Raw genomic sequence first — 13,594 nt, forward strand, 5'->3', positions numbered from 1 at the left:
ATGTTGTACTTTCGAGAAGCGGCGTTAAATAGCAACGATATACTAAGTAAATGCATTGAACGCTTGAAAACAATGCTTTATCCTCCAATTTGTCCTGGATGTAAGCAAAATGTTTCTACTTATGGTACGATTTGCTCCGAATGTTGGAAAGAACTTCAATTTATCACAAAACCTTATTGTCCTGTTATGGGGACTCCTTTTGTTTGTGATATGGGGGAGGGGTTTCTCAGTGGTGAAGCACTTCGTAATTCTTATCCTTTTTCACGTGTTCGCTCGGTCATTGTTCATAAGGGGCTTGCACGAACTTTAGTAACGCGTTTAAAATATGGTGATCATATAGAATTGGCATCATTTATGGCCAAGTGGATGATGTTTGCTGGACGCGAGGTTATTGATGATTGTGATGTTATTATCCCCATTCCATTGCATTTTCGTCGTTTTTGGGAGAGGCGTTATAATCAATCTGCTGAGCTTGCACGTTATATTGCAGAATCACAAAAAAAGCTTTTAAAACCGGGGTGGCTTGTTCGTTGTCGGCATACCCGTCCGCAGGTTAGTCTTTCTTCAAGAGAGAGAAAACTTAACGTAAAAAATGCTTTTAAGGTTTCGCATAAGGTTAAAAAATACCTTAAAGGATGTTCTGTTTTACTGATTGATGATGTTTTTACAACGGGTGCAACAGTTACGGCAGCAGCCTCTGCATTAAAAGATGCAGGTGCACGACAGGTTGATGTGCTAACATTTTCGCGTGTCCTCAAAGAAGATTCTATTTATCCCTCTTCTTAAGAGAAACTTGAAGTGAATATTATAAAAAATATTGGAGGAAACTATTATGAAAGAGATAATAATTTATACACGTCCCGGTTGTCCTTATTGCATAAAAGCTCGTGATTTACTTGATAAAAAAGGCGTAAAATATACAGATATTGATGCTTCTACATCCCGTCGCCAAGAAATGGTACAGCGCGCAAATGGACGTAATACATTTCCGCAAATTTTTATAGGTGATTATCACGTGGGCGGTTGTGATGATCTTTATGCTTTAGAGGCTGAGGGAAAGCTCAATTCTTTATTACAAGGCATACAATAGTTGTAAATGAGATATTCTTAAGACCGTTTTGCGAGAAGGAGGTAGTTAACGTCCATGTCTTTTGAGCGATTCCAGCTGTCGTTTAATGGGTTATAAGTAATACCTATCTCATCAATGACAGCTAGAGCATTTTGTGATAAGAAATTTTTAAGTTCTAGAGGTTTTAGGAATTTTTTATAATCATGTGTTCCTTTAGGAAGCCAACGTAGGATATATTCAGCGCCTACAATAGCAAGCCCCCATGCTTTCCATGTACGGTTGAGTGTCGAGACAAACATCAACCCTTGTGGTTTCAGCATTTTTGCTGTAGCTTCTATGAAGAGATTAACGTCAGCGACATGTTCAACAACTTCCATATTAAGGATGATATCAAATTTCTCTCCTTCGTTGGCGAGTGCTTCTGCCGTAGTGGTACGGTAATCAATTAAAAGATCATTTTGGGTTGCATGAATTTTTGCGACTTCAATATTCGTTTGTGAAGCATCAACGCCTACGACCATAGCGCCAAGACGTGCCATTGGTTCACATAACAAGCCTCCTCCACAGCCAATATCAAGAATTTTCAAATTCTCAAAGGGTGTAAGTGAAACAGGGTCACGATTAAACTCTAAACAGATTTTTTCTCTGATGTAAGCAAGGCGTGTTGGGTTAAATTGGTGAAGAGGTCGAAATTTTCCTTGTGGATTCCACCATTCTGTAGCAATACGTGAAAAGTGATCAATTTCACTTTGATCAATAGTTGTCCGCATTTTATCTATCATTTTGCTTTCCTTTTATTTTTTAATGATCACGTCAAGTTTTTTTATAAAAAGTCAAGAGAAATTAATATAATCATAATGAAACTTGCACAAATGATAGATATTCGCTATGTCGAGTAAATGATTAGTTGATAGAACATCTTATTCTCGTTACCGTTTGAGATAAGAGATGTAAAGATAGAGTATTATTAATGGCGCGCATTGTCATGAAATTTGGTGGAACATCTGTAGCAAACATTGAATGTATTCATAATGTTGCAAGGCATGTCAAAAGAGAGGTTGATGCAGGTAATGAGGTTGCCGTTGTCGTATCTGCGATGGCTGGTAAAACCAATGAACTTGTTCAGTGGACGTGTGATGCTTCGCCTATACATAGAGATGTTCGTGAATATGATGTTGTGGTTGCTGCTGGTGAACAGGTTACTTCTGGTTTGTTGGCTTTAACACTTCAAACAATGGGCGTGAATGCACGTTCATGGCTTGGTTGGCAAATTCCTATTCATACAGACAATGCGCATGGCCGTGCACGTATTACTGATATTGACGGATCTTTTTTAATAGAGCGTTTTCAGGAAGGTCAGGTTGCTGTTATTGCTGGTTTTCAGGGGGTAACTCCGGATAATCGAATTTCTACCTTAGGACGTGGGGGATCAGATACAAGTGCTGTTGCTATAGCAGCGGCTGTACAAGCTGATCGCTGTGATATTTATACGGATGTGGATGGTGTTTATACAACGGATCCACGTATAGAACCGAAAGCGCGTCGTTTACCAAAGGTAGCTTTTGAAGAGATGCTGGAAATGGCTTCTCTTGGTGCAAAAGTTTTACAGGTTCGTTCTGTTGAATTGGCAATGGTTCATAAGGTTCGTACCTTTGTGCGTTCAAGTTTTGAGGATCCTGATGCTTTAGGCATGGAGGATCCAATGAGTTCTTCTGGAACACTTATTTGCGATGAGGATGAAATTGTGGAACAACAAAATGTTACTGGTATTGCTTTTGCTAAGGATGAAGCACAAATTTCCCTTCGTCGGCTTGCCGATCGTCCAGGGATTTCGGCAGCAATTTTTGGCCCCTTGGCTGAAGAGCGCATTAATGTTGATATGATTGTGCAAAATATTTCTGAAGATGGCTCAAAAACTGATATGACTTTTACGGTACCATCAGCAGATGTAGAAAAAGCTGTTGCACTTCTTGAGAAAAATCGTAAAGAAATTGGATTTGATGTTCTCCAATTTGAAAGCGATCTTGCCAAGGTATCTGTGATTGGTATTGGAATGCGCAGCCATGCAGGTGTTGCTGCTACAGCTTTTAAGGCTTTGGCTGAAAAGGGTATTAATATTCAAGCAATCACCACCTCAGAAATTAAAATTTCTATTTTGATTGATAGTGCTTACACTGAACTTGCGGTTAGAACATTACATGCTGTTTATGCTCTTGATAAGGGGTGAGCATTTTTTAGCTCCAATAAAGTTTCAATAACGTAAAGCTTTAATATATATTAATAATTTTTATTAAGGATAACTTATATTTTGAACTTAAATGAGAACTATTCAATACAGCAAAATGCTCTCATTTTAAACTTATTCGTGATCTTGAAAACGGGAAGACAGTTTAACACTGGGAGACTATGAAGTTGTAAAGGTAAAAATCAATACTCATCTTTACGCTTATAAAGGAGAAAGTGAGCCGCACTAAGGCTATTTTCAGTTTCCAATATTGTGCAACTTTTGCTTTGAAATAAGGAAACCTTCCGGTATTTTGCTTTCTTACCCGAGTGATAAGACGACAAATGATCCTTAAAAATATATTTGCTCAAAAAATAATATGTTTTTTAAAGAAGGCTAGGATTAAAGCTGTTGATAATACTGACAATAAAGTCAGTAACGAAAAGATGGATTTGTTGGAAAAATGAGCTACGGGATTACTTAACTAATTATTGGGTCTGCTTGCTATGTTGACGTTATAAGTGATAGGTGAGGTTGGAAGAACTGTTGTGGCTATAAAGGGCAGTAAAAAACTTATATTATTTCAATAAATTAACGTCTATATACTTTATTATAAAAACAGAAGCTTGTAAGAATTGTGATGATGGAGTTAAGGTGTTTGAAACAACTCTCTATGATTTTTATACACACAGTTATGGTGAGAAAGTTATTTTGTGTTGATTAACTCAATATACCTTATTCATGTGCATTGAGTAGCCAAGATCTTAATGATAGCTTCAAATGAAGATATATTATTTACATTACTATTAATTATTGTTTCTTATTTTTTCGTTATAATTAAATATAACATATTGATTTATAATAGGAATTCATTGTTTCTTCATAGTGGATAATAGCTTTGACGAAAGATCGCTTCTCCTATCACAAATCCCTTTATATTAAATCAATTAAAATTATTTCTGTATACGCTACAAGTGGGACTGGTATGTGAGTAAACTTTATTGAAGAAAGGAGTAAAAACGTCTCTTACGAATTCTCTCAAGTGTCAAAAGTTGTTGCAACATGAGAGGTTGGCAAATAATATGATGATGTCAGTTTACATCTTCATAGATGTAAAGATGAGGTAAAACAACGGCTTTTACGTTCAATATTGTCCAAATCCAACAAATGAATAGAATCACTTTTTAAAAAGCTCGTATAAAAGTCTATTTTTAATTAGTTTATTGGGAACTATGAGCAACGTCTTTATTGCGCTTAATATAAATAAATCCATATCCTAGACCGATAAGAGCAGATAAACCAGAGCCACAAAGTACTCCAATTTTTGCAGCATCAAGAAGGATAATATTTTTAAAAGCAAGCATTGAAACAAAGATAGACATTGTAAAGCCAATTCCTGCTAAAAAACCAATGAGTAAAATACCTGTCCATGTCATATGAGGAGGGAGGCGGCATAGACCTGATTTTACAGCTAGATAACTGGCAGTGATAATGCCAAGCGGCTTACCGATGAAAAGCCCAATAACAACACCAAGAACAATCAAGAATGATTTATCGGAAGAAAGGTCAAAGTTTGCAAAACTTACTCCTGCATTTGCAAAGGCAAAAATCGGCATTACACCGTATGCAACCCATGGATGCAATGCTTTCTGAACACGGGTTACTGGAGCAATTATGGCACGCTGTCCTTTGCGCATTTTTTTCAATGCGGTTGAAATATGATGGAGATCTGTTTTAATATTTTTTTCTTGAAGAATTTGCATAGCATTGCTGAGCGTGGTGAGTGGCGCTACAAGAGTCCGAGTAGGAAAAACGGGAGTCATCATCCCTAAAATTACACCAGCAAGTGATGGATGAACGCCTGTTACCATTAAACCCCACCAGATGATTGCACCAGGTAAAATGTAAAGCCATGCTGATGCAAGCCCAATCCATTGAAAGAATAGCACTAGAGCAATACCTGCTCCTGCAATCATTAAACCACTAAGATCAATGTTTGTTGAGTAGAAAAAAGCAATAATAAGAACAGCTATAATATCATCAATAATCGCGAGTGATAGAAGAATGATATGAAGATTAGAAGGAATTTTTTTTCCAAGAAGAGCAAGAATACCGAGAGCAAAGGCAATATCTGTTGCTGTTGGTACGGCCCAACCATGTATATGCCCATCATTAAAGTTGAAGATAAAATAAATAATTGCAGGGAAACAAACACCCCCTATTGCAGCAACAATTGGTAAGATTGCTTGTTTAAAATCGGCAAGAGCACCTTCATGAATCTCGCGTCGGATTTCCATTCCAGCAACGAGAAAAAAAATAGTCATAAGAGCATCATTAACCCAAAAATGCAAATCCCATGAAAGAGTGAAATGCCCCAAATTAAAACCAAGAGGTGTATGCCAAAAAGATTCATAGAGATCAGCATATTTAGAATTGGCAAAAATGAGTGCAGAAGCAGCAGCTAATAAAAGAACAATACCACTAAGAGCTTCAATATGGAGAAAACGCTCGATAGCAGAAAGCGCTTGATTGGTGACACGAGAAGCGCGATTAGGCAAGCGATTTGAAGATAAATCAGACATGAACAACTCCAAGTATCGACAATTTTATAATTCTATATTCTCTTATGTAAATGACTCTATGTGAAGCCTTCTGTATCATATAAAAGCAAAAAGAGGAATAAAGTTCTTAATTTATAGACAAGATCATCATGTTTAAAGCACAAAATGTTCAAGGCGATGCTTCATTTTTAATAGTGAGATCTACTTTGCTTAAAGCCTTGGATAGATCATTTTGTAAAGCAGATTCGAGATCAATTATTGTGAGCCCTTTATTATCTTTTGCTTTAATTTTAACGCTCAATGTTTGCGGATTTTTAGCAAATTCACCTAAGGATTTTGAAATTTTTTCTGCTTCGTCATGATTTTTTAACAGAATGTTAGGGGTCTGCGTCATCATTAGATAGAAATCGTCATAGAGTTCCTTTTTAAGATCATGTTTGCTGTCATTAAGAGTTTGCGCAAGATAAGAAAAAAGCTTATCAATGAAACCTGCATCCTTATATTGTAGATCAATTTCATTGATGCCAAGGTCTTGAGAAGCAGCAATCATTACATTTTTCTGACCAGAAAAAAGCTTTTCATCAACATCAATAACCTTGGCTGATATGTACCCAGATCCAACGTCTTTCATATCGAAAGACATTGCATCAAGAAAGAGCATACGTTTTTTTTCATCATAAGAAATATCAATTTTTCCTGAAATGTTAAAGTGCTCAAAGTTCAAATTTTTGAAGAGTTCTAAGTCTTTTTCATTCATGTTTTTAGGTAAAACGGAAAGGTTATTGAGGGAAAGAAAAAGTTTTTTAGGGATAGGTTGTTTCCACAAGCTTGGTTTGAATTGGAATGATTCGAGTGTTGCTTTCAACTGTGGTATATCAACGGTGACGTTATCAACTTTGGCATCGGCTGAGGTAATGGCGAGCAATATGTTTAGAAGTAGACCATTTTGTGCTATTTTTTCAGCGGTTTTATTATTCTCTTTTTTTGCATTAAGATAAGCTTTGATCAATTTTTCAGGAGTTTGTTCAAATGGCTTCATCTTTAAACCAGATGTTTTAAACTGTTGGAGAAAGAAAGAGCTGTTTTTTTCTGCTTCTTCAAAAATATCAACGCTTATATTATTCAGAGCAATGGGACCAGTAACGGTTTTACCTTGATTGAGAGTATTGTTTTTTCCAAAGATGATAGAATAGGCGTAGTTGATGTCGATATCATGGGCTTTTATTGTATCACTTTTAGCCATAATCTGCATCTGTTTGGCACCATTGACTGCAACTGTTTTAAGATCCATACTTTTGATACTAACTGAACGGATATGGCCATTTCTAAAATCAGAAAGCTGGAAATTATTGACTTCAACCGTTTCTATTTGCTTATTTTTATTTTCTATAGAAAGTTGTATATTGGGAGCAATAATTGAGGAAAGCTCAATACGCATCATTGTTTGTAAAAGACGTGATGTTATCGTTCTATCTTTTTCTTTTAAAGATACACTTCGAAGAGAAATTTGGGGAATTTGCACATGAATATTATTATGCTTTAAATCAACATTATAGAGTGTGAAAGTTCCAGGAATAAAGGAAAGAGGAGGACGGGCAGAAATGGCACCAATTTTAAGTGATGTACCGGCTGGAACGGGTAATGTAACATTTTTCAAATTGACTTTACCTAAGATGCTCACTTCAGATGTTTCTGCTTTTATGGCGTGACGGGTTATCTCTTTCCTTACAAAATTGTCAAGATAGGGTTTTGCGATATAAAATCCACCAACCATTATAATTGCCAAGATAGCAACAAATCCAATAATGCAAGTAAGCCAATATCTTAGGTGACTTTGATACCCACTATTAAGATTGACCATTTTTTCTTCTTTCATTTTTATCACTCATTAAATTGAGAGTGAAGATAAACTCTTTTTAAGCAACGACAAAGGTTAAAATATAGCGTGTACCAGTTTCAACAGTCATTTATGCCCTATATTAGAGGTATTCTTATCTTTTTAGCAATATAGCTTTATCAAATTTTATCAAATTTCTTTGGATTCAGCACTTTATAGAAAACCACACATAATAAAGAGAGGTAAGTTTATGCACATCATAATTTTTATCACTTTAAATTATCTTAAAATATTCCTATGTCTGCTTTTATCTTGCTGCTGTTTATAGGAATATTTAAAACATCAAAGATATGTTTTTATTCATTATAATTTAATGGGGAGAGGTGAGTGTTATGACAGAAAATCAAATAATGACCTTTTTGATCATTGGTCTCATGATGGTTGTTTTTATTTGGGATCGATTTCGTTATGATCTCGTCGCTATTTGTACATTGTTAATAGCTTGTGCTCTTGGTCTTGTTAGTCCGAAGGAGGCTTTTAGCGGTTTTAGTAATGATATCGTTATTATCGTGGGGAGTGTGTTTGTTGTCAGTACTGCTGTATCTCGCTCTGGTATAATGGAATTTATTATTCAACGAATATGGCCAGAGGTGAAATCGGTGCGTCTTCAATTAGCTTTTTTGGTTATTTCTGTTGTCGTGTTATCAATGTTCGTTAAAAACATTGGTGCTTTGGCTATTATGCTTCCGATAGCTTTTCAGTTTGCTCGTCGTTCTCAGGTTTCTCCTTCTGTCTTTTTGATGCCCATGGCCTTTGGTTCTTTATTGGGGGGGCTTATGACACAGATAGGAACATCTCCCAATGTTGTTATTTCAGCGATGCAAGAACGCTTAGCAGGAACACCTTTTACAATGTTTGATTTTACACCAGTTGGTGCGGTTATTGCGACGGCTGGTGTTTTATATTTGGTCTTGTTTTATTGGCTTTTGCCTGTGCGTGTACGTTCAGGTGTATCATTTGATGATGCCATTGATATTCGTAATTATGTTGCAGAGGTGCATGTCCCAATAAATTCACCGATTGTGGGGAAAAATATTGTTGATTTGGTTAAGCCATCAAGTGGTGATGTTATGGTGATTCAAATCATCAGAAACAAAGTATCTATTTCACCATTACCAGATTTTGTTTTGTCTGAAAATGATATTATTTTGCTGGAAGGATCACATACAGGGTTAGATAGCGTGATGAACTCTGCTCGTTTAGAGTTTTCTAAAGGGCGAACTATTGCTGCAGGTGATAAGGACAGTGACATTGATATTATTGAAGCAGTTATCACCCATAATTCACCTCTTATTGGTATTAGTGCGAAAGAGTTTTCCCTATTTGATCGCTATAACGTAAATTTTCTTGCGTTAAGTCGTCAACATGAAAGGGTGCGGGGAAGACTTGATGATATTATCTTTCATCTTGGAGATGTGATTGTTTTGCAAGGACAGGATGCAGTTATTCCAAATTTGTTAAGGGAATTGAAATGCTTGCCCCTAGCAAAACGAAATATTGTATTTGGAAATTTACGACATGGTTTTATATCTTTGGCTATTTTATTTATAGCAATTATTTTTACAGCTTTTCATATTGTTCCAGTTGCTTTTTCTTTCTTTTCTGCTGCTGCTGCAATGGTTATCTTTCGCGTTTTGCCAGCGCGTGATCTGTATCAGGCATTAGATGGTCCAATATTAGTATTATTAGCGGCTCTTATTCCAGTGAGTGAAGCGTTAGAGAAAACAGGATGTACGGATCTTATTGGTCAATGGTTGAGCCAATTGGCAATATTTTTCCCGCCATCTGGTGCCTTAGCACTTATGTTGGTGACAGCCATGTTGGTCACGCCATTTTTGAATAATGCAGCAACGGTGATGATGGTAGCACCAATCGCGTCAAGTTTTGCTCATTCTCTTCATTATAAGCCTGAAGCTTTTTTAATGGCTGTTGCAATTGGTGCAGGTTGTGAGTTCCTTACACCTATCGGACATCAAAGCAATATGCTCGTGATGGCGCCAGGAGGATACCGTTTCAGTGATTATCCACGTTTGGGGGCTCCTTTGGCGGTGTTGATCGTTATTATTGCTGTTCCAATGCTTATGTGGGTTTGGCCATTACAATAAGATATTTTCAGAAGCTTTGAGTATCCATTACAAAAGGTTATTAATTGTATAAAGATAAATTGAAGGGATACACTTTCTTTGGCAAAATTTTATGAAAACTGCGCATTGATCATTCAGAACGTCTTTCAAATATAGTTGATAAATTAGGTTTATCTGTGTCATTTTTATCTTCTGTAGAAATTGGTAGAAAATCTGTTCTAGTAGGCATGGAAGAGAAAATCATAGAACTCTATGCTTTAGATCAAGAAAAAGCTTCTCTGTTAAAAAGAAGCCTATCTTTGTCGAAAGAATTTTACAATAAAACCTTCTAATCCGTTGCAACATGAAACTGTTGTTGCATTTATGCTACTTTTAGATGTCTTATTTTAAGGGGCGTTAGCAGATTTCAAAGAAATGTTAAAAACACTCCATGAAGTATGCTTTTTGTAGAGGCTATTGCAAAATTCTATTCCCCAACTTTTATTTACGCATCCTTCATATTAAAAAAGATATATAAATACAGTAAGCTAGATGAATAAAGAATGGTATTAAAATCCTATAGTCGAATACAATACAATGATTGTGTTAAAGACTTTAAAAGATATCTTTCATATAATAGAGAGGGAAGGGTTCTGAAGATGGTAGGCAATCATGGATAATATTAAAGCAGTGATTTTTTTATAAGATTCAAAAGTTGTGATGTAAGCTTAAAGAACATTTACATCGTTTTTGACTAAGACAGTTGCAAAAATCCAATTGATTTGGTTACATGTCAATTTGAAATAAATAAATCAGTAATTTAAAGATTTTAGTTGATTTAGGCTACCATCTTTGTCCATTTATGCGTAAAAGCGCAGAGAGTAAATTTTTACAAGGTATGATATATGTCGTATGATAGTTTTATTGCTGAAGTTAATGCTGAATTTCGTCAGGAAAAGGTGCTTGCTTTTTGGAGACGTTATGGTTTTTCAATTATTGGAGCAGTCCTTCTTTTCATCATCATGATAATTATTTATCAAATTTATCATCATGCACAAATAAAGAAAGCCAGCCATATTGGTGACGCATTTATAAAAAGCCTTAATTTTGCGGATACACGTCATTTTGATAAAGCGATAAAGCAATTGGAGAATGTTAAAGACTCTAACTTTGGAGGATATCCTTTTCTTGCTCGTTTGCGGGAGGCTTCTTTACTCATGGAGCAAGGTGATATGATTAAATCAGTGGAGATCTTTGATTCTGTTGCATCGGATGGGAAAGCACCGCAGATTTTGCGGAAAGTTGCAAAAATTCGAGCAGCCTATATTTTAGTTGATACAGGAACTTTGGATGATGTCAAAAAGCGCGTCAAAGAGATGGCAAGTGATGTCGATCCTATGCGTATGTCGGCAAGAGAAGCTTTGGGTTTAGCTGCTTACAAAGCGGATAAAATGGATGAAGCGGTTTATTATTTTAAGAAAATTTCTAAAGAAGGTACTTTGGGGTCAAAAATAACAGATCGGGCTCGAATGATGCTTGAGCTTATGCAGGCCGAGGGCAAGACAAATAAGGAATAAATTGATGAGCCTTACCATTGCTATTGTTGGTCGTCCCAATGTTGGGAAATCAACACTTTTTAATCGTTTGGTTGGGCAAAGGTTGGCTTTGGTTGATGATAAGCCAGGTGTAACACGTGATCGGCGTATGCATGCGGCAAAACTTCAAGATCTACGTTTTGATGTGATTGATACGGCTGGGCTGGAAGAAGCAGGTGATCATACACTTGAGGGGCGTATGCGTTCTCATACAAAAGTTGCAATTGATGAAGCTGATCTTATTTTATTCGTATTTGATGCAAAGAGTGGAATAACACCAAGTGATTTAAACTTTGCTTCATTGGTTCGCAAATCAGGAAAACCAATTGTCCTTGTTGCCAATAAGTCTGAGTCAAGAGCGGCAACGGGAGGAGAGTATGAGGCGTGGTCATTAGGTTTGGGGGAGCCGTGCCCAATATCGGCTGAACATGGTTTGGGACTTAGTGATCTTCGTGATGCAATTATAGAGGCTGTTGGGGCAGAACGCGCTTTTGACAACAACAAAGAGGAAGATATTACGATACAGCCTGCATCTGTTGGTGATGATATAAACAATTTGGAAGAAGAGGGGCTTATGTACGATGAAAATAAGCCTATTCGGATTGCAATTGCGGGGCGCCCCAATACAGGAAAATCTACTCTTATCAATAGTATGCTGAAACAAGAGCGGTTATTAACAGGACCAGAAGCAGGACTTACGCGTGATTCTATTTCTGTAGATTGGGAATGGCGTGGTCGTCATGTTAAACTGTTTGATACTGCAGGTTTGCGTCGAAAATCGAAAATTCAAGAAAAGTTAGAAAAATTATCCGTTGCTGACACTTTGCGTGCTATTTGTTTTGCAGAAGTGGTGGTCATTGTTTTTGATGCAACGATGCCTTTTGAAAAGCAGGATTTACAAATTGCTGATCTTGTGATTCGTGAAGGGCGTGTTCCAGTTATTGCTTTTAATAAGTGGGACCTTATTGAAAATAGTCAGGCTACATTGATTGATTTGCATGAAAAATGTGCACGATTTCTTCCTCAAGTTCGTGGTTTGAGAGCTGTTCCTTTATCGGGACAATATGGTCAAGGAATTGATAAACTTATGGAAAATGTGATGATGATGCACCGTGTATGGAATCGTCGCATTTCGACGGCTAAATTGAACCAATGGCTTGAAACTGTTGTGGCACATCATCCACCTCCTGCGGTTTCTGGACGTCGACTTAAGGTTAAATACATCACACAGGTTAAGACACGTCCTCCTGGATTTATGATTTCTTGCTCGCGCCCCAAAAGTATGCCCCAGTCGTATTTGCGTTACCTTGTCAATGGGTTACGTGAAACATTTGATATGTTTGGTATACCAGTTCGCATATCATTACGAGCCTCTGATAATCCTTTTGCGGCACGTTCCAAGAAGAAATGATAGCGCTTTAATTTTTTAAATGAAAGAAATCTCTACTGCAGAAGCTTAGAAATAAGCTTTTTGATGATCTATTGCGTTCTAAATATAAAAATGAATTAATAACCTCAACAGACAATAATCTTCCTGTTCATAAAAGAAAAAAATTCTTTATTTGCTAAAGTCTTGATTTATCAATAATCATTTATCATGAACGCTATTAATCTGCCCTATCTTTACGCTTATAGAGTAACAAGTTGGTACCATCACATACTTTGCAAGCTCCCAATATTGTTACAGCTCTTGAATTAAGACGATTCATAAAAGGCATTTTTTCTCCTTTCTTCTATGTTTTTATCCACACGCTAATCCTGCTTGTAACATACAAACGAATGGTTTTGATTGATTCAAGGTAAACAGATTTGGAATGAGAGAATCTTAAGATATTCGGAATTCTTATTTAAAATGAATTATCTTGATAAATCAGTATATTGCTATTAAATAAAGTTCTCTCATTTTAATTATCTCTTGATAAAATTATTTATTCGCATGTTATAAGAATAGTTTAATAGGGGGAGTATTTAAGAAAGAGCACACGATTCTCTTAATGGGTTATTTAAATGAAAGAATAGATGCAATATGAGGGTGGGGAAATATAACTATGTGCTCGTTTGAAAAGAAACATTAAATTATCTTTTCATAAAAATAAAGGGTGTGAATAAGCGCTTTTGCTTGCGATAGTTTGTCTAAATAAAAAGCAAAAATACCTGCTGAATCTATCAATATTCAATTATAAAG

At 36.2% G+C, this 13,594-nt stretch carries 9 protein-coding genes and 1 pseudogene; 7 read left to right on the forward strand and 3 right to left on the reverse strand.

What is annotated here, in order from left to right:
- Positions 1 to 786, forward strand: coding sequence for a ComF family protein (locus ACFIMW_RS06805; RefSeq protein WP_375606443.1), 786 nt, complete (start codon positions 1 to 3; stop codon positions 784 to 786).
- Positions 787 to 832: 46 nt separating this feature from the next.
- Positions 833 to 1,090, forward strand: a complete 258-nt coding sequence (gene grxC / locus ACFIMW_RS06810) for a glutaredoxin 3 (RefSeq protein ID WP_375606442.1) — start codon at positions 833 to 835, stop codon at positions 1,088 to 1,090.
- 17 nt (positions 1,091 to 1,107) lie between these two features.
- Here the strand turns inward: grxC and ubiG are convergent, their stop codons facing one another.
- Positions 1,108 to 1,851 (reverse strand): bifunctional 2-polyprenyl-6-hydroxyphenol methylase/3-demethylubiquinol 3-O-methyltransferase UbiG, encoded by a 744-nt coding sequence (ubiG, locus tag ACFIMW_RS06815; RefSeq protein WP_375606441.1) that lies wholly within the window; start codon positions 1,849 to 1,851, stop codon positions 1,108 to 1,110.
- A gap of 188 nt (positions 1,852 to 2,039) precedes the next feature.
- Here ubiG and ACFIMW_RS06820 point away from each other — a divergent pair, with 188 nt between their 5' ends.
- A complete protein-coding gene (locus ACFIMW_RS06820) occupies positions 2,040 to 3,296 on the forward strand; it encodes an aspartate kinase (protein WP_375606440.1) in 1,257 nt (418 codons plus the stop codon).
- Positions 3,297 to 4,513: 1,217 nt separating this feature from the next.
- On the opposite strand, the gene nhaA is transcribed toward ACFIMW_RS06820, so the two are convergent.
- The gene (nhaA, locus tag ACFIMW_RS06825) at positions 4,514 to 5,875 is read right to left on the reverse strand and encodes a Na+/H+ antiporter NhaA (protein ID WP_375606439.1); all 1,362 of its coding nucleotides are present in this window, start codon (positions 5,873 to 5,875) and stop codon (positions 4,514 to 4,516) included.
- 148 nt (positions 5,876 to 6,023) lie between these two features.
- Complete coding sequence (locus tag ACFIMW_RS06830) at positions 6,024 to 7,730, reverse strand: hypothetical protein (RefSeq protein ID WP_375608570.1); 1,707 nt, start codon at positions 7,728 to 7,730, stop codon at positions 6,024 to 6,026.
- Between the two features lie 353 nt (positions 7,731 to 8,083).
- Between ACFIMW_RS06830 and ACFIMW_RS06835 the strand changes: the two genes are divergently transcribed.
- From ACFIMW_RS06835 to der, 4 genes and pseudogenes are all read left to right on the forward strand, one after another.
- Positions 8,084 to 9,856 (forward strand): SLC13 family permease, encoded by a 1,773-nt coding sequence (locus tag ACFIMW_RS06835; protein ID WP_375608571.1) that lies wholly within the window; start codon positions 8,084 to 8,086, stop codon positions 9,854 to 9,856.
- A gap of 98 nt (positions 9,857 to 9,954) precedes the next feature.
- Positions 9,955 to 10,225, forward strand: a pseudogene (locus tag ACFIMW_RS06840) (XRE family transcriptional regulator).
- 494 nt (positions 10,226 to 10,719) lie between these two features.
- The gene (locus tag ACFIMW_RS06845; RefSeq protein WP_375608572.1) at positions 10,720 to 11,391 is read left to right on the forward strand and encodes a tetratricopeptide repeat protein; all 672 of its coding nucleotides are present in this window, start codon (positions 10,720 to 10,722) and stop codon (positions 11,389 to 11,391) included.
- 4 nt (positions 11,392 to 11,395) lie between these two features.
- Positions 11,396 to 12,820, forward strand: coding sequence for a ribosome biogenesis GTPase Der (gene der / locus ACFIMW_RS06850; protein ID WP_375608573.1), 1,425 nt, complete (start codon positions 11,396 to 11,398; stop codon positions 12,818 to 12,820).
- Positions 12,821 to 13,594: the final 774 nt, after the last annotated feature.

The organism is Bartonella sp. AC329YNZD (assembly GCF_042196685.1).
Taxonomy (GTDB): Bacteria; Pseudomonadota; Alphaproteobacteria; order Rhizobiales; family Rhizobiaceae; genus Bartonella.